Source organism: Falsiroseomonas sp. (assembly GCF_051859025.1).
Lineage (GTDB): Bacteria > Pseudomonadota > Alphaproteobacteria > Acetobacterales > Acetobacteraceae > Falsiroseomonas.
The window spans coordinates 378691-394287 of record NZ_JBHYGL010000034.1 but is presented as its reverse complement, the minus strand read 5'-3'; the positions used below and the strand labels follow the sequence as shown (position 1 = coordinate 394287).

Sequence of the window (15597 nt, the reverse complement as noted above, 5' to 3'; positions counted from 1 at the left end):
CGGACGCAGTAACCTCCCTTCTAATGTAAGGACAATTGGCGGCAGGCCAGGAGACGACGATGGCGCCGCCCCGGCGGAGCAACCAGGCGTGAAGGCGCCCCCTTTCGAATGGCATCGCCCCGCCACGCTCGCTGAAGCCGTGGCGACCCTGGCGGCGGTGGCGCCACAGGATGGCCGCGTGCTGGCCGGCGGGCAGAGCCTGCTGCCCGCCATGGCGCTGCGCATCGCGCGGCCACCGCATCTCGTCGACATCAACGGAATCGCCGAACTCGGCGCATGGGGCGTTGAAGGCGATGCGCTGCGCATCGGCGCGCTGGTGCGCCATGTGGCCTTCCAGCGCCCGGCGGCACCGGGGCCGCTCGGCGCCCTGATGGCCACGATGGTGCGTCACATCGCGCATTGGCCCATCCGCACCCGCGGCAGCTTCGGCGGCAGCCTGTGCCACGCGGACCCTGCCTCCGAATGGCCGCTGCTGGCGGTGGTCATGGGCGCGGAGATGCGGGCGGTGTCCGCGCGCGGTGAACGGCGGCTGGCGGCCTCGGCCTTCCTGCGCGGGCCGCTGGAAACCGCGCTGGCGGCGGATGAGATTCTGGCCGGCGTGACCGTGCCCCTTCTGCCGGCCGACGCGCGGTGGGGGTTCGAGGAAGTGGCGCGCCGCGCCGGCGATTTCGCGCAGGCCATGGCGCTGGTGGTGCTGCGCCAGGATGCGCTGGGCCGGATTGCCGAAGCCCGCATCGGCATCGGCGGCGTCGAGGCCGTGCCGCGCCGGCTGGCGTCCGTCGAAGCCATGGTCACGGGGCGCGTCCCCTCCGCAGCCTTGTTCGAAGAAGCGGGGCGCACTGCCGCCGCTGCCTGCGAGCCGATGGAGGATGCTGGCTATCGCCGTGCCCTGGTGCGCGCGGTCGTCTCGCGCGCCCTGGGTTCCGCTTCGTCACAAAGGGCGCTGGCGGCATGAGCGACACGTTGCACAAGGTGCGCTGCACCGTGAATGGCCGCCCGGCGACCTTCTCGGTAGAGGCGCGGCGCACGCTGGCGGAGGCCCTGCGCGAGGATCTCGGCCTGACGGGCACGCATCTCGGCTGCGAACACGGCGTCTGCGGTGCCTGCACCGTGCTGATGGATGACGCGCCAGTGCGCGCCTGCCTGGTGCTGGCCGTCCAGGCCGAAGGCTGCGCGATCCGTACGGTGGAGGGTCTGGCGGCGCCGGATGGCACGCTGCATCCGCTGCAGCAGGCCTTCGCCGACCATCACGCGCTGCAATGCGGCTACTGCACGCCGGGCTTCCTGATGCTCGCTTTGGCGATGCTGGAGGAGAACCCCGCGATGGAGGAGGCGGAGATGGTGGAGCGCCTGTCCTCCAACCTCTGCCGCTGCACGGGCTACAGCGGCATCCTCGCCGCCGTGCGGTCGGTGATGCAAGCATGAGCGTCATCGGCCGTTCCGTCGCGCGGCTGGAGGACCCGCCGCTGCTGCGCGGCGAGGGCGCCTTCGCCGCCGATATCAGCTTCCCCCGGCAGTTGCACATGCGCGTGGTGCGGGCGGAGATGGCGCATGCGCGGCTCATCGCCATCGATGTCGCCGCCGCGCTGGCGCTGCCTGGCGTGGTCGCGGTGTGGACCGGGGAGGATGTCGCGACCATCCCGCCCATCCCCTTCCGCGCGACGAAGCTGAAGGGGCTGGAACCATACTGCCAGCCCATCCTGGCGCGTGGTCGCGTGCGCTATGTCGGCGAACCCGTCGCCGTGGTCTTCGCGGAGGATGCCGCGCTGGCCGAGGACGCCGCCGATCTGGTTTGGGTGGAGCTGGAGGAGTTGCCCGCGCTGCTGGATGCCGCGGAGCCGCCGCGCGACTTCGATGCGACCCACGCGACGGAACCCGCCATCGTCCGCAAGGCCTATGGCGATGTGGAAGCCGGCTTCGCCGCCGCCCACGCCGTGCTGGAACTGGATCTGTCCATCGGCCGTCATTCCGGCGTGCCGCTGGAAACCCGCGGCGCCATCGCCCGCTACGACGCCGCCAGCGACACGCTGGAACTGCACGGCACCGCCAAGAAGCAGCACTGGAACCGCGACGAGATCGCGCGGCTGCTCGGCCGTTCCCCTACCTCCGTCCATCTGTTCGAAGGCCATGTCGGCGGCGGCTTCGGCGTGCGCGGCGAACTCTACCCGGAGGACCTTCTGGCCTGCCTGGCGGCGCTGCGGCTCCGGCGGCCGGTGAAGTGGATCGAGGATCGGCGGGAGCATCTGGTCGCGACGAATCATTCGCGCCAGCAGCGGCACAGGCTGCGCGCGGCGGTGGATGAGGAAGGCCGGCTGCTCGCGATCGACAATGTCTTCTTTCATGACCAGGGCGCCTATGTGCGTACCCACGGTGCGCGCGTCGCCGACATGTCGGCGGGGCTGCTGCTCGGCCCCTATGCTGTGCCGGCCTATCGCGCCACGGGGCATTTCCGGCTGACCAACAAGACCCCCGCCGCCACCTATCGCGCGCCCGGAAGGTATGAGGGCACCTTCGTGCGCGAAAGGCTGATGGATGCCGTCGCCGCGCGGCTCGGCCTGGACCGGGTGGAGGTGCGCCGGCGCAACTTCGTGCCGGCCGCCGCCATGCCCTTCGCGCGGCCGCTCGATGCGCTCGGCACCGATGTCGTGCTGGATTCCGGCGACTACGCGCTGCTGCTGGACAAGGCGCTGGCGCGCTTCGGCTGGGATGCGCGGCTGGCGGATGTCATGCGCCGGCGCGAAGCTGGCGAATGCGTCGGCCTCGGTCTTGGCTTCTTCGTGGAGAAGAGCGGCCTCGGGCCCTCCGACGGTGTGCGGATGTCGGTCGATCCGACGGGCGTCGTGGAACTGGTGACGGGCGCGGCTTCCGTCGGGCAGGGCGTTGAGACGGCGCTGGCGCAGATCGCCGCCGATGCGCTGGGCGTGGATTACCGCCGCGTGCGGGTGGTGCGCGGCCAGACGAACCGGATCGAGTTTGGATCTGGCGCCCATGCGTCGCGCGTCACGGTCATGTCGGGTTCCGCCACGCATCTGGCGGGCCTGGCGCTGCGCGACCTGGCGCTGGAGACGGCGGCAACCCTGCTGCAGGCGTCTAAGGATTCGCTGACGATCGCCGATGGCATGATCTGCCGCGCGGACGGCCCGGCGCTGGCGATCGGGGAGGTGGCGCGGGCACTCGCCGCCGGCACGAAGCTGTCGCGCGAACGCGCGGTGCCGGGGCTGACGACGGAAGGGTGGTTCCATTCCGATCACATGACCTACCCCTATGGCGTGCATCTGACGCAGGTGGCGCTGGACCGGATGACGGGCGCGGTGGCGGTGGAACACTACCTCGTCGCCTATGATGTCGGCCGCGCGGTGAACCCGAAGCTTGTCGAGGGCCAGATCATCGGCGGCTTCGCCCAGGGCCTCGGCGGCGCGCTGTTCGAGGAGTTCCGCTATGACGAACGCGGCCAGCCGCTTTCGACCACGCTCGCGGATTATTTGATGCCAAGCATCGCGGAGATGCCGCCGCTCGACGTATTGGTGACGGAGGATGCGCCGAGCCCGCTCAACCCGCTCGGCGTCAAGGGCGCGGGGGAGGGCGGCACGAACGCCGTCGGCGCCGCCATCGCCTCCGCCATCGATGATGCGCTGGGGGGCCAAGGGGGCGGTCCTGGTCTCGTCACGCGCCTGCCGGTGACACCGCGGGAGGTCCTGCGCCTGCTGGGGGAGATCGAGGCATGAAGCCGCCGCCCTTCGCCTACCATGATCCATCGACGCTGGAGGAGGCGATCGCGCTGCTGTCGTCGCTGCCGAATGCGCGACCACTGGCGGGTGGGCAATCCATGATGCCGATGCTGAACATGCGCTTCGCGCAGCCTGACCATCTGGTCGACCTCAACCGCATCGCGGGGATGGATGGCGTGACGGTGGAGAGCGATGGCGCGCTGCTGATCGGCGCCATGGCGCGGCAGCGCGTGCTCGAGAACCACGCGGATGTCGCACGACGCTGCCCGTTGATGACGGAGGCGCTGGCGCAGGTCGGCCATCGGCAGACGCGCAACCGCGGCACCATCGGCGGATCGCTCTGCCACCTCGACCCTGCCGCCGAACTGCCGCTGGTGGCGGCGGCGATGGAGGCGGTGGTGCGCGTCGCGGGGCCGGGCGGCCTGCGCGACATCGCCTTCGCGGATTTCGCGCAGGGCTACATGACGCCGGGGATCGAGGCGGAGGAATTGCTGGTCGCCGTGCGCATCCCGGCGCAGCCCGCGGGTGCGGGAAGCTGTTTTCTCGAATATGCCCGGCGGCATGGCGACTTCGCGATCGCCTCGGTCGCCGTGATGCTGGTGCCGGATGCGGCGGGGCGGATCGCGCAGGCGCGCGTGGCGCTCGGCGGCGTCGGCGCCGTGCCGCTGCGCCTGCCGGAGGCCGAGGATGCGCTGCGCGGCGCCGACGACGTCACCGGGGCGGTAGCGGCTACGAAATCGCTGGAGCCGATGGAGGATGCGCTGGTGCCTGCCTGGTATCGCCGCCACCTCGCCGGCGTGCTGCTCGGCCGCGCGCTGACGATCGCGCAGTCGCGGATGGGGCGGGCATGAGCATGGATCGGACGCTCCAGCGCCGCGTCGCCTGCCTGGTGAACGGCACGGCACAGGCGGCCGACGTGTCCGTCCGCCGCACGCTGGCGGATTACCTGCGGCAGGACCTCGGCCTGACGGGCACGCATCTCGGCTGCGAGCATGGCGTCTGCGGCGCCTGCACGGTGCTGGTGGATGGCCGCGCCATGCGGTCCTGTCTGATGCTGGCGGTGCAGGCCGAGGGCTGCGCGGTGACGACGGTGGAAGGCATCGCGCCGGATGCCGTCACGCTGCATCCCCTGCAGGCCGCCTTCGCGAAGCATCACGCGTTGCAGTGCGGCTTCTGCACGCCGGGGATGCTGACGACGCTGCTGGAATTCCTGGAGGAGGTGCCGGCACCGACGGCGGAGGAAGTACGCGTCGCCATCTCCGGCAATCTCTGCCGCTGCACGGGGTATGAGCCGATCGTGACGGCCACGCTGGAAGCCGCCGCCGTGATGCGGGGTGGCGCATGACCACGCAGACCGCCTTCCGCGACGTGCCGCGCCTGGAGGACCCGCCGCTGCTACGCGGCCGCGCGCGCTTCGTCGATGACATCCGTCCGGCGGGCGCGCTGCACGCGGCCTTCCTGCGCAGCCCCTTCGCTCATGCCGCGATCCGTTCCATCGACGCCAGCGCCGCCCGCGCCCTGCCCGGCGTGCACCTGGTGCTGACGGCCGCCGACCTGAATCCGCATCTGGCGGAGACGCACCTGAAAGTCGCGCTGCCCAGCCCCGCCTTCCGCCAGACGCTGGACCGCCCCGTGCTGGCGGCAACGGAAGTGGTGCATGTGGGGGAGGCCGTCGCGATCATCGTCGCCGATGACCGCTACATCGCGGAGGATGCGCTTTCTCTCATCGAGGTCGATTACGATCCCCTCGACGCCGTCGCGGATTGCGTGGCGGCGCTGGAACCCGGCGCGCCCACGGCGCATCAGGGCGCGCCGCACAACCTGGTTGGTGATTTCACCCTCGGCTTTGGCGATCCGGATGCCGCCTTCGCCAGTGCCGCCGTCACGGTGCGGGAGACACTCTCGCAACATCGCGGCGTCGCGCATTCCATGGAATGCCGCGGGCTCGTCGCGATCCCCGACCCGATCGAAGACAAACTGACGGTCTGGTCCAGCACGCAGACACCGCATGTCGCGCGGCGGATGCTCTGCGACATCCTCGGCCTGCCGGAGGACCGCGTGCGCGTGGTCACGCCCGATGTCGGCGGCGGCTTCGGGCCGAAGCTGGTCTTCTACCCCGAGGAAGCGGCGGTCGCGGCGGCGGCCCGTATGCTCGGCCGCCCGGTGAAATGGATCGAGGACCGGCGGGAGCATTTCATCGCCGCCACGCAGGAACGCGACCAGGTCTGGGATGTCGAACTCGCGGTGGATACGGGAGGCCGCATCCTGGGCGTACGGGGGGAGATGATCCACGATCACGGCGCCTGGACCGCGCGCGGGTTGAACGTGGCCTATGGCGCGGTCTCCGCCATGCCGCTGGCCTATATCGTGCCGGCCTATCGCATCCGCTCCCGCTCCGCCGTCACGAACAAGGTGCCGGTCACGCCGATCCGCGGCGCCGGGCAGCCCCAGGGCGTCTTCGCGATGGAAAGGCTGCTGGACCGCGCGGCGCAGCAACTCGGCCTGGACCGCGCGGAGATCAGGCGGCGCAACCTGGTGCCCGCCGACCGCATGCCCTACGCGACGCCGCTGAAGACGCGCGGCGGCATGCAGGTGGTGCTGGACTCCGGCGATTATCCGCGGTGCATGGCGGAAGCGCTGGCGCGGGCGGATTGGGACGGCTTCGGACAACGGCAATCAATCGCGCGGGCCGAGGGCCGCCACCTCGGCATCGGTGTCGCCAACTACGTCGAGGGCACCGGGCGCGGGCCCTTCGAGCATGTCTCGGTGCGCCTCGAACCCTCCGGCCGGATCTTCGTCGCCACCGGCGCCGCGCCGATGGGGCAGGGGACGCGCACCATGCTGGCGCAGCTTGTCGCGGAGCAACTGGGCGGCGACATGGCCAATGTGGAGGTCTCCGCGGGCGATACCGCGACCTCGCCGCTCGGCCTCGGCGGCTTCAACAGCCGCCAGGCGGTGATGGCCGGCACCTCGGCGCATGTCGCCTCCATCAAGGTGCGCGACCGCGTGCTGCAGGTGGCGGCAACGCTGCTGGAAGCATCCGAAGCGGACCTGGAAATCGCCGGCCGCGCGGTTCGAGTCACGGGAACCGGTATGCAGGTGACACTCGCAGAAATCGCGCGCGCCGCGGCCGGGCTGCCGGGCTTCGCGCTGCCGGGTGGCCGCGCCGGCATCGCGGCGGCGGAGGAAGTGGTCATCGACCCCATGACCTACGCCAATGGCAGCTGCGTGGCGGAAGTCGAGGTCGATGCCGGCACCGGCAATGTCGCCATCACGCGGCTGTCCTTCATGCATGATTGCGGCCGCGCCCTGCACCCGCAGATCGTGGAGGGCCAGGTGCTGGGCGGCATCGCCCATGGCATCGGCAATGCGCTGTTCGAATGGATGGGTTTCGACGACCAGGCGCAGCCCGTGACCACCAACCTGGCGGAGTACCTGTTGATGAGCGCGACGGAGATGCCCCACGCCATCTCCATCGGCCATCTGGAAAGCCCGACGCCGCTGAACCCGCTGGGCATCAAGGGCGTCGGTGAATCCGGCGTGATCCCGGTGGCGGCGGCCATCGCCTCCGCGGTGGAGGATGCGCTCTCGCCCTTCGGCGCGCGCATGAACCGCGTGCCGATCGCGCCGCATGACGTTGTGGCGGCGATGCTGGGGAACGCCGCACGATGAAGTTCGACAACAGCTTCGAGGTTCCGCTGCCGCCCGCCCAGGCCTGGGCCTTGCTTCAGGATGTCCAGCGCATCGCGCCCTGCATGCCGGGCGCGGAACTGACGGAGGTGATCGATGCGCGCAGCTTCAAGGGCCGCGTTGCCGTCAAGCTCGGCCCCGTCGCGCTGACCTTCGCCGGCACCGCGCGGTTCGAGGAACTGGACGACACCGCGCTGGTCGCGAAGGTGAAGGCGCAGGGCACGGACCAGAAGGGCCGCGGTGGCGCCAATGCCGTGGTGGGTTTCGCGCTGGCCGGCATCCCGGGTGGCACGCGGGTCGACATCACCACCGATGTCACGCTCTCCGGCGCCGTGGCGCAGTATGGCCGCGGCGCGGGCATCATCCAGGCGGTGGCGGCGGAGTTGATCGGACAATTCTCCGAACGCCTGCGCGCCATGATCGCCCAGGACGCGCCTGCAACGGCGGAGGCGCCGGCCGCCGCACCGCCGCCACCGCCTGAAGCCGTGCCGATCGGCGGGTTCGGGCTGCTGTGGCGGGCGCTGATGTCCTGGCTGAGATCGATCGTCGGCCGAGGCTGACGCGGCCCTCACCACACGGCACTCCAGGCAACAACAAAACAGGGTTCGGCGACACATCCATCGGGGGTTTCCACCATGACGCATTCCATCACCCGCGCGGCCTTCCTGTCCGGCCTGGCAACGCTGGCCATGGCGGCACCGGCGCGCGCACAGCAGAGGCCCCTGCGCCTGGTGCTGCCCTATGCGCCGGGCGGCGTGGTGGACACGCTCGGCCGTGTCGTCGGCATGGCGTTGGGGGAGACCGCGGGGATCGCCGCGGTGGCGGATAACCGCCCCGGCGCGGGCGGCATGATCGGCACCGACCATGTCGCGAAATCGGCGCCGGACGGCACCACGGCGCTGGTCATGGACCCGGCGGTGGTGATCAACCCGTCGCTCCAGGCGAATGTTCCCTACGACCTTTTCCGTGACCTCACCTGCGTCTCCATCATCAGTTCCTCGCCGCTGGTGGTCGTCGCGGCGCCGAACCAGCCCTTCCGGACGATGCAGGAACTGGTGGCTTTCGGCCGCACGCGGCCCGGCGCGCTGACCTTCGCCTCCGCCGGTGTCGGCACCACGCCGCATCTGGCGGGCGAATTGCTGAACCTGCGCACCGGCATCAATGCGACGCATGTGCCCTATCGCGGCATCGCGGCGGCCATGCCGGATGTGATGTCGGGCGCTGTTCCCTTCACCTTCAGCAGCATCGCCGGCGCGCGCGGGCTGATCGCGGATGGCCGCCTGCGCGCCATCGCCACCACCGGCACCACGCGGCCATCCAGCCTGCGGGATGTGCCGACGCTGGCGGAAGCCGGCTTCGCCGATTTCGTCGTCGATCTCTGGCTCGGCGTCTTCGTGCCCTCCGCCACCCCCACGGCGACCGTCGCCTCGCTCCATGCCGCGCTGCAGACCGCGCTGCGCCGCCCGGAGACCGCGACGGCCTTCGAGCGTGCGGGCGCGGAGGTGCGCTTCACCACCACGGCGGAATCCGAACGCACCCTGCGATCGGAATTCGAGATGTGGCGCAACCTCATCACCACCCAGCGCATCACCGCGGGCTGAGGACGCTGCCATGACCCTTCGCCTTCCCCGCCGTGCCGCGCTGGCGCTGCTGGCCCTGCCTGGCATCGCGCGCGCGCAATCCGCGCGCCCCATCCGCCTGCTGGTCGGCTTCGCGCCGGGCGGCGCCGCCGATACCGTCGCACGGCTGATCGCGCCCCGCCTCGGCGAACATCTCGGCGCTTCCATCGTCGTGGAGAACCGCGCCGGCGCCAGCGGCACCATCGCCGCTTCGGCGGTGGCGCAGGCCGCGCCGGATGGCACGACGCTGCTCTTCACCACGCTCAGCCATGCGACAAATCCCTTCCTCCTCAGCGGCCTGGCCTTCGACTACGCCACCGCCTTCGCACCCATCAGCCAGGTGGTGCTGTGGCCGCAGCTGCTGGCGGTGAAGAACGGCTTTCCCACGCGCAATATCGGCGAATTCCTGGCCCATGCGCGGGCGAACCCCGTCAGCTACGGCACCCCTGGCAATGCCACGGCGCAGCATCTGGTGGCGGAGATGCTGCGGATGCGCACCGGCGCGCGGCTGGAACACATCCCCTACCGCGGCGGCGCCGATGCGGCGCGGGATCTGGCGGCCGGGGTGCTGGATGCCGCCTTCATGACGACATCGACGGCGCTGCCGCTGCTGCAATCCGGCCGCGTGCAGATGCTGGCGGTCTGCACGCCGGAACGCCTGCCCAGCTACCCGGAAACGCCGACCATCGCGGAATCCGGTGTGCCGGGCTTCGCGCTGTCCGACTGGTGCGCGATGTTCGCGCCCGCCGGCACGCCGGATGCCGCCATCCGCCGCGTCCATGCCGGCATCGCCTTCGCGCTGGCGCAGCCTGAAGTGGCGCGCAGGCTCGATGACCTGTCGAGCCCGCCGCTCGGTTCCCCGCCCGACGCCTTCGCGGCCTTCCTGCGAGAGGAAGGCCCGCGCCTCGGCGAGGTGATCCGGGCCGCGGGCATCCGGGTCAGCTGAGCATCTCGGACCCCGGTACGATCCCCTTGGGCAGGCCGGCGATATGCGCGGCCAGTTCCCCGGGCCTGGTAATCCACAGCCGGTCCCGATGCGCCAGCATGTGCTTCAGCGCATCGCGCAGTGGGCGCAGGCGGAAGGGCTGGCCGACGACGAAGGTATGCAGGACGATGCTCATCACCAGTGGGCGGTGGCGGGACTGGTCCAGCATCTCGTCGAACTGGTCGGTGATCATCTGCGCGAATTCGCGGCCGGTGTGATGGCGGAACACCATCGCCGGGCTGTCATTCAGCTCGATGCTGTAGGGGATGGAGAGGATGGGGCCGGACCGCGTCGCCATCCAGAAGGGCTGGTCGTCCGCCGGCCAGTCCATCATGTAGTCGAAGCCTTCCTCCTTCAGCAGGTCGAGCGTATGCGCGCCCTGGGACAGCCAGGGGCCGAGCCAGCCGCGCGGCGCGGTGCCGGCATGGCGGGCCAGGCCGTCGCGGGATTCCTGGATCAGCCGGCGCTCATCCTCCTCCCACATCCCTTCCTGGCGCTCGGCATTGGTGCGCCCATGGCCGACGAATTCATCGCCGCGGGCGACGAGGGCGCGGCCGATCTCCGGCATCTGGTCCAGCGCGGCGGAATTGCAGTTATGCGCGGCGGGCAGGCCGAGTTCATCCAGCAGGGAGAGGATATTCCAGATGCCCACCCTGTTCCCGTAGTCTCGCCAGGCGTAATTGCGCTGCGTCTGGGGCGACCCCGGCACGGTGCTGTCGCTGCCCAACCCGCTGCGGAAGGCGTGATGTTCGATATTGGTGAAGATCTGCACGGCCAGCCTGCGTCCATCCGGCCAGCTGTAGTCGGGGCGGTTGACGATGGCGCTGGGGGCGTAGCGGTTCTGGTCGGGCAGCTTCATCGGACATTCCTTCGCGAAGGGAGTGCCGCATGATGCCCCCGCGCCGCGATGCAGGCGAGGGGCGGGAAGCCCCGCCACAGGCCCTGGTGCTGCAGCAATTGCCGCCGCTGGATTCCCGCAGCGCCGTGCCGCTCCACCAGCAACTGGCCGATCGCCTGGCCGCGCCGCTGCGGGGTGCTCAGGCCGCGCTGGCGGGCTTCGCCATGCCGACGGAAGCGCAGTGCATGGCGCATTTCGGCGTCAGCCGCCCGACCATCCGCCAGGCCATGGCGCATCTGGTCGCCGCCGGCCTGGTCACGCGCGGGCGGGGCCGCGGCACCTTCGTGGCGCCGGAACGCCTGAACCACGATGTCAGCATGGCCTTCGAGGATGAGATGCGCGCCGCGCGCCGCAGCATCCGCCTCCAGGTCCTGCTGCGGCGGCAGGAAGTGGCGCCGGAACGGGTGCGGCAGAAGCTGCAACTGCCGCCGGGCGAGCAGGTTGAATATGTCGAACGCCTGCGCTTCCTGGATGATGAGGTCTTCGCCTTCGAACAGCGCTGGTTCCCGCCCGCGGTATCGCGCCACGTGACGCAGGCGATGCTGGAGGAGATGGCCATCATCTCCCTCCTCGGCGCGGCGATGCGCGAACCGCCGGCGCGCATCGTCAACACGGTGCGCTGCCTGCCCGCGGATGCGCGCGTGGCCAGGCTGCTCGGCGTCGCCTCCCGCACCTCGCTGCTGGAGACGGAGCACACCTACTTCGCCGCCTCCGGCACGCCGCTGCTGCATGGCGCGGTGCGCTTCCACGGCGAACGCTTCGAATTCACGCTGGAATCGGCGCTGCGGCTGCCGGGGCGGGAGGGGGAATGACCATCACCGAACTTGACGCGGCGACCATCGCCGCCCGCATCGCCGAGGGATCGCTCCGCGCGGAGGATGTCGCCAGCGCGCTGCTGGACCGCATCGCCGTGCGGGAACCCGTGGTGCGGGCCTTCGCCGCCATCGATCCCGATGCCGTGCTGCGCGCCGCGCGCGCGCTGGATGCGGCGCAGCTGCGCGGGCCGCTGCATGGCGTGCCAGTCGCAGTGAAGGATGTGCTGGATACCGCTGACCTGCCGACCGCGATGGGATCGCCCATCTTCGCCGGCTACCAGCCGCGCGCGGATGCTGCCTGCGTGGCGCTGGCGCGCGCGGCCGGGGCGCTGATCCTCGGCAAGACGGTGACGGCGGAATTCGCCTTCGTGCATCCCGGGCCGACCACGAACCCGCACAATCCCGCGCATACCCCTGGCGGGTCCTCCTCGGGCTCCGCCGCCGCGGTCGCTGCGGGGATGGTGCCGCTGGCACTCGGCACCCAGACCGGCGGTTCGGTGCTGCGCCCGGCGGCCTTCTGCGGGGTGGTGGGCTTCAAGCCCAGCTTCGGCCTGATCCATCGCGGCGGCCTCAAGCTGATGGCGGAAAGCCTCGACACCATCGGCATCTTCGCGCGCCGCGTCGCCGATGTGGCGCTGCTGCTGCCGGTGCTGGCGGGGCTGCCCGCCTTGGCCCCCGCCGCGCCGCGTCCGCCGCGCATCGGGGTCTGCCGCGTGCATCCCTGGGCGCTGGCATCGCAGGAAGCGCGCGACGTGGTGGAGGAGACGGCGGCGCGCCTGGCCGATGCCGGCGCGACGGTGGTGGACGTCAGCCTCCCGCCGTCCTTCGATGCCCTGCTGGAGGTGCGCGCCCGCATCAACGACTTCGAGATCGCGCGCGCCCTTGCCTGGGAATACCACGCCGAGCGCCCGCGCCTAAGCCCGCGCCTGGCCGCGGCGATCGAGGCCGGGCGCGGCGTGACGCTGGCGGACTACACGGCCGCGCAGGCGGCGGGGATGGCGGCCCGCGCGGCCTTCCCGTCGGCCATGGCGGGCTGCGACGCGCTTCTCGTGCCGGGTGCCGCTGATGAAGCGCCGGAGGGCCTGGGCTCCACCGGCGATTCCCGCTTCCAGGGCGTCTGGACGCTGCTGCACGGCCCCGCGCTGGGCCTGCCGGTGAGACGCGGGGCGCGGGGCCTGCCGCTCGGCATCCAGCTGGTGGCGCCGGCGGGGCAGGACGCGGCGCTGCTGGATTGCGGCCGCTGGGTGGAAGCCGCGCTCCAGCCTCCAGGCTAACCCTTGGCGGCGGGGGCCTCCTCCTCCGCCATGGTCAGCAGTTCCGCCGTGCTGAGCATCAGGATGCGGCGGTGGTCGAGGATCTGCGGCACCTGGTGCTGCAGCGTCTCCCACCGCGCTTCCACCGCATCCAGCGCGGCATCGAGGTTGTCGAACCGCTCCTCCTCCGGCTGCGGGCGCCCGGCGCGCCAGCGCAGATAGACCGGGTTCTGTTCCGACATGGGGTGACCCTCCGCTGATGATGGGGGGATCATTACCGCGCCGCCGCCGGGGGGAGAACAGGGACAATCATACCAACGGCCGCTTGCAGCGACTCGTTGGTATTCCTTTTTTGTGCCTCAATCGCCGGCGCCCGCTCCGCGGGCTTGGCTTCGCCGCACAGGCGGCGGGCGCCATTCGGCGCCTCGGCCGGCTTTGCCGGCCGCAGGTCGCTCCATTCATGCCGTTGGTCTCACGCCCCCGTGTCATCCAGCATCGGCGTGGTGCGGCGCCCGTCCAGCGCCCGGGCCAGGTGTTCGGCGAAGGCGGCCGCCGCCACGGGCAGGGCGCGGCCGCGCAGCTGGGCCAGCACCAGCGGCCCATGGGCCAAATCCCGGTCATCCACCGGGATCGCGACCAGCCCCTCCGCCGCGCCGCTGGGCAGGGCGCCGATCTCGATCTGGAAGGTCACGGCGCGGGCGTTGCGGACGTAGTGGCGCAGCAATTCGAAGGAATCGGATTCCAGCGCCAGGTCCAGCGGGGTGCCGCGCCGCGCGGCCCAGGCATCCAGGATGCGGCGCGCGCCGTAATCCGTGGTGGGCAGCGCCAGCGGATGCGCCGTGCAGTCCCGCAGCCGCAGCGGCGCCCGCCCCGCCAGCGGGTGGTCCCGCGCCATCACGGCGCAAAGCCGCTGGCCGATGGACAGCAGGGGCAGCACCTCCGGCCTCGGCGCCAGGCCGAAGGCCAGCACCAGGTCGGCGGTGCCGTCCATCAGCCGCTCCGCCGCCGCGTCATGCCCCACCAGGGGGCATTCGAAGCTGATGAGGGGGTAGCGCGCCTGGAAGGCCGTGATCTCCCGCGGCAGCAGGTCGCAGGCCACCGCCTGGCTGGCGGCGATGCGCACATGGCCCCGGCGCAGGCCGCGCAGCGCCTCCATCTGCTGGCGGGACCGGTCGAGGTCCGCGCATTGCCGGTGCACCCAGCCCAGGAAGATCTCCCCGGCCGCGCTTGGCCGCACGCCGGCGGCGGAGCGTTCGAACAGGTCGAAGCCCAAATCCTGCTCCACGTCGCGCAGCCGGCGCTGCAGGGCGGAGGGGGCGATGTTCAGCCGCTCCGCCGCCTGGCGGATGGAGCCGGTGTGCTCGATGGCGAGGAGGTAGGTCCAGACGCGCATGTGGCGCATGGCGAAGGCACCGGGTTCCGGGCGCCACCGGTCGGGCAGGCGGTCGGGATCGCGCAACGGGGCCTCCTATCCGCCGGCGACCACTTTCCGGCGCCGGCCTGGGGCCAGATTGGCAATATGCGGCAACACCGGCAATTGCTTCGCTGTCCCGGCGCCGCGAGCGCGCAGCCCAGGAGCATCGGCCCATGCGTGCGACCAGCCGCTTCCCCGCCGCCCTCATCACCCGTCCGGCGACGCCCCGCCCGATGCCGCCCCGTCCCGCACCGCGCCCGGCCTCCGCCCAGCCCATGCTGCCCCGCGCCCTGCACTACATGGATGAGATTGCGCGCGCCGGGTCCGTGCGGAAGGCGGCGGAGCGGCTGAATGTCGCGGCCTCCGCCGTCAACCGCCAGCTGATCGAGCTGGAGGAGGAGATGGGCCTGGAGCTGTTCGAGCGCCTGCCCCGCGGCATGCGCGCCACGGCGGCGGGGGAACTCATGCTGGCCCATATCCGCCGCCAGCGGGGGGAAGGGGAGGCGCTGCGCCAGCAATTGCATGAACTGCGCGGCGCCCGGCGCGGCCAGGTGCGCCTGGGCGCGATAGAGGCGGTGGCGCGCGGCCTGCTGCCCGAACTGCTGCTGGATTTCCACCGCCAGCACGCGCGCATCGCCTTCACCGTCACGCTGGGCGGCACCGCGCCGCTGGTGCAGCAATTGCTGGGGGAGGAGCTGGAACTGGCGCTCGCCTACAACCCGCCGGAGGGCGGGGACCTCCAGCTGCTGGCCGAACGCGCCGCGCCGCTGCTCGCCGTGGTGGCGCCGGACCATCCCCTGGCCGGGCGCGCCAGCCTGCGGCTTGCCGATTGCCTGGCCTATCCCATCGCCCTGTCCTGCCAGGAAACCGGCGGTCGCACGCTGATCGAGGAAGCGCTGGCCGGATCCTCGCTGCGGATCGAACCGGTGCTGGAATCCGACAGCTTCGAGATGCTGTCCCGCTTCTCCGCGGGCTGCGGCGGCGTGTCCTTCCACAGCGCCATCGGCGTGGCGCCGGAGGTCGCGCGCGGCACGCTGGTGGCGATCCCGCTCGCGGAACGCACCCTGGCGCGGGGGCGGCTGGCGCTGGTGGCGCGGCGCGGCCGCGCGCTGTCCCCGGCCGCGGCGCGGCTGGCGGAGCATCTGGCCGCGGCGCTGCGGGCGGACTGAGCGCGGCCCTGCGCAGCGTGCTGAAA

15 protein-coding genes are annotated in these 15597 nt (G+C 71.5%); 12 read left to right on the top strand and 3 right to left on the bottom strand.

Annotated elements, in window-relative coordinates:
* The first annotated feature begins 88 nt into the window (after nucleotides 1-88).
* From ACTIE5_RS22955 to ACTIE5_RS22915, 9 genes are all read left to right on the top strand, one after another.
* Nucleotides 89-955 carry an FAD binding domain-containing protein gene (locus ACTIE5_RS22955; protein ID WP_439552049.1) on the top strand — a complete coding sequence of 289 codons (867 nt, stop codon included), beginning with the start codon at nucleotides 89-91 and terminating at the stop codon, nucleotides 953-955.
* The gene (locus ACTIE5_RS22950; protein ID WP_439552048.1) at nucleotides 952-1425 is read left to right on the top strand and encodes a (2Fe-2S)-binding protein; all 474 of its coding nucleotides are present in this window, start codon (nucleotides 952-954) and stop codon (nucleotides 1423-1425) included. Before ACTIE5_RS22955 ends, ACTIE5_RS22950 begins: the two co-directional genes overlap by 4 nt.
* Entirely contained in the window at nucleotides 1422-3725 is a 2304-nt protein-coding gene (locus ACTIE5_RS22945; RefSeq protein WP_439552047.1) for a xanthine dehydrogenase family protein molybdopterin-binding subunit, read from the top strand. The genes ACTIE5_RS22950 and ACTIE5_RS22945 overlap by 4 nt, the downstream gene beginning before the upstream one ends.
* A complete protein-coding gene (locus ACTIE5_RS22940; RefSeq protein ID WP_439552046.1) occupies nucleotides 3722-4579 on the top strand; it encodes an FAD binding domain-containing protein in 858 nt (285 codons plus the stop codon). The genes ACTIE5_RS22945 and ACTIE5_RS22940 overlap by 4 nt, the downstream gene beginning before the upstream one ends.
* Nucleotides 4576-5073 carry a (2Fe-2S)-binding protein gene (locus ACTIE5_RS22935; protein WP_439552045.1) on the top strand — a complete coding sequence of 166 codons (498 nt, stop codon included), beginning with the start codon at nucleotides 4576-4578 and terminating at the stop codon, nucleotides 5071-5073. Before ACTIE5_RS22940 ends, ACTIE5_RS22935 begins: the two co-directional genes overlap by 4 nt.
* Entirely contained in the window at nucleotides 5070-7400 is a 2331-nt protein-coding gene (locus ACTIE5_RS22930) for a xanthine dehydrogenase family protein molybdopterin-binding subunit (RefSeq protein WP_439552044.1), read from the top strand. Before ACTIE5_RS22935 ends, ACTIE5_RS22930 begins: the two co-directional genes overlap by 4 nt.
* Entirely contained in the window at nucleotides 7397-7978 is a 582-nt protein-coding gene (locus ACTIE5_RS22925) for an SRPBCC family protein (RefSeq protein ID WP_439552043.1), read from the top strand. The genes ACTIE5_RS22930 and ACTIE5_RS22925 overlap by 4 nt, the downstream gene beginning before the upstream one ends.
* 75 nt (nucleotides 7979-8053) lie before the next feature.
* Nucleotides 8054-9019 carry a tripartite tricarboxylate transporter substrate-binding protein gene (locus ACTIE5_RS22920; protein WP_439552042.1) on the top strand — a complete coding sequence of 322 codons (966 nt, stop codon included), beginning with the start codon at nucleotides 8054-8056 and terminating at the stop codon, nucleotides 9017-9019.
* A gap of 10 nt (nucleotides 9020-9029) precedes the next feature.
* Nucleotides 9030-9983 carry a Bug family tripartite tricarboxylate transporter substrate binding protein gene (locus ACTIE5_RS22915; RefSeq protein ID WP_439552041.1) on the top strand — a complete coding sequence of 318 codons (954 nt, stop codon included), beginning with the start codon at nucleotides 9030-9032 and terminating at the stop codon, nucleotides 9981-9983.
* Here the strand turns inward: ACTIE5_RS22915 and ACTIE5_RS22910 are convergent.
* The gene (locus tag ACTIE5_RS22910) at nucleotides 9976-10881 is read right to left on the bottom strand and encodes a polysaccharide deacetylase family protein (RefSeq protein ID WP_439552040.1); all 906 of its coding nucleotides are present in this window, start codon (nucleotides 10879-10881) and stop codon (nucleotides 9976-9978) included. The genes ACTIE5_RS22915 and ACTIE5_RS22910 overlap by 8 nt on opposite strands.
* A 29-nt stretch (nucleotides 10882-10910) precedes the next feature.
* On the opposite strand from ACTIE5_RS22910, the gene ACTIE5_RS22905 reads away from it, so the two are divergent.
* Both ACTIE5_RS22905 and ACTIE5_RS22900 read left to right on the top strand, forming a co-directional pair.
* A complete protein-coding gene (locus ACTIE5_RS22905) occupies nucleotides 10911-11732 on the top strand; it encodes a GntR family transcriptional regulator (RefSeq protein WP_439552039.1) in 822 nt (273 codons plus the stop codon).
* Entirely contained in the window at nucleotides 11729-13009 is a 1281-nt protein-coding gene (locus tag ACTIE5_RS22900) for an amidase (RefSeq protein ID WP_439552038.1), read from the top strand. The genes ACTIE5_RS22905 and ACTIE5_RS22900 overlap by 4 nt, the downstream gene beginning before the upstream one ends.
* Here ACTIE5_RS22900 and ACTIE5_RS22895 read toward each other — a convergent pair.
* Complete coding sequence (locus ACTIE5_RS22895) at nucleotides 13006-13230, bottom strand: hypothetical protein (protein ID WP_439552037.1); 225 nt, start codon at nucleotides 13228-13230, stop codon at nucleotides 13006-13008. The two genes, ACTIE5_RS22900 and ACTIE5_RS22895, sit on opposite strands and share 4 nt — an antisense overlap.
* Before the next feature lie 230 nt (nucleotides 13231-13460).
* Complete coding sequence (locus ACTIE5_RS22890) at nucleotides 13461-14447, bottom strand: LysR family transcriptional regulator (RefSeq protein ID WP_439552036.1); 987 nt, start codon at nucleotides 14445-14447, stop codon at nucleotides 13461-13463.
* 128 nt (nucleotides 14448-14575) lie between these two features.
* Here ACTIE5_RS22890 and ACTIE5_RS22885 point away from each other — a divergent pair, with 128 nt between their 5' ends.
* The gene (locus ACTIE5_RS22885) at nucleotides 14576-15571 is read left to right on the top strand and encodes a LysR family transcriptional regulator (RefSeq protein ID WP_439552035.1); all 996 of its coding nucleotides are present in this window, start codon (nucleotides 14576-14578) and stop codon (nucleotides 15569-15571) included.
* Nucleotides 15572-15597 lie beyond the last annotated feature (26 nt).

What these genes read in the sequence shown, in the direction of transcription:
- ACTIE5_RS22950 (WP_439552048.1), top strand. Translation starts at nt 952, where the DNA reads ATGAGCGACACGTTGCACAAGGTGCGCTGCACCGTGAATGGCCGCCCG.
- ACTIE5_RS22945 (WP_439552047.1), top strand. Translation starts at nt 1,422, where the DNA reads ATGAGCGTCATCGGCCGTTCCGTCGCGCGGCTGGAGGACCCGCCGCTG.
- ACTIE5_RS22940 (WP_439552046.1), top strand. Translation starts at nt 3,722, where the DNA reads ATGAAGCCGCCGCCCTTCGCCTACCATGATCCATCGACGCTGGAGGAG.
- ACTIE5_RS22935 (WP_439552045.1), top strand. Translation starts at nt 4,576, where the DNA reads ATGAGCATGGATCGGACGCTCCAGCGCCGCGTCGCCTGCCTGGTGAAC.
- ACTIE5_RS22930 (WP_439552044.1), top strand. Translation starts at nt 5,070, where the DNA reads ATGACCACGCAGACCGCCTTCCGCGACGTGCCGCGCCTGGAGGACCCG.
- ACTIE5_RS22925 (WP_439552043.1), top strand. Translation starts at nt 7,397, where the DNA reads ATGAAGTTCGACAACAGCTTCGAGGTTCCGCTGCCGCCCGCCCAGGCC.
- ACTIE5_RS22920 (WP_439552042.1), top strand. Translation starts at nt 8,054, where the DNA reads ATGACGCATTCCATCACCCGCGCGGCCTTCCTGTCCGGCCTGGCAACG.
- ACTIE5_RS22915 (WP_439552041.1), top strand. Translation starts at nt 9,030, where the DNA reads ATGACCCTTCGCCTTCCCCGCCGTGCCGCGCTGGCGCTGCTGGCCCTG.
- ACTIE5_RS22910 (WP_439552040.1), bottom strand. Translation starts at nt 10,881, where the DNA reads ATGAAGCTGCCCGACCAGAACCGCTACGCCCCCAGCGCCATCGTCAAC.
- ACTIE5_RS22905 (WP_439552039.1), top strand. Translation starts at nt 10,911, where the DNA reads ATGATGCCCCCGCGCCGCGATGCAGGCGAGGGGCGGGAAGCCCCGCCA.
- ACTIE5_RS22900 (WP_439552038.1), top strand. Translation starts at nt 11,729, where the DNA reads ATGACCATCACCGAACTTGACGCGGCGACCATCGCCGCCCGCATCGCC.
- ACTIE5_RS22895 (WP_439552037.1), bottom strand. Translation starts at nt 13,230, where the DNA reads ATGTCGGAACAGAACCCGGTCTATCTGCGCTGGCGCGCCGGGCGCCCG.
- ACTIE5_RS22885 (WP_439552035.1), top strand. Translation starts at nt 14,576, where the DNA reads ATGCGTGCGACCAGCCGCTTCCCCGCCGCCCTCATCACCCGTCCGGCG.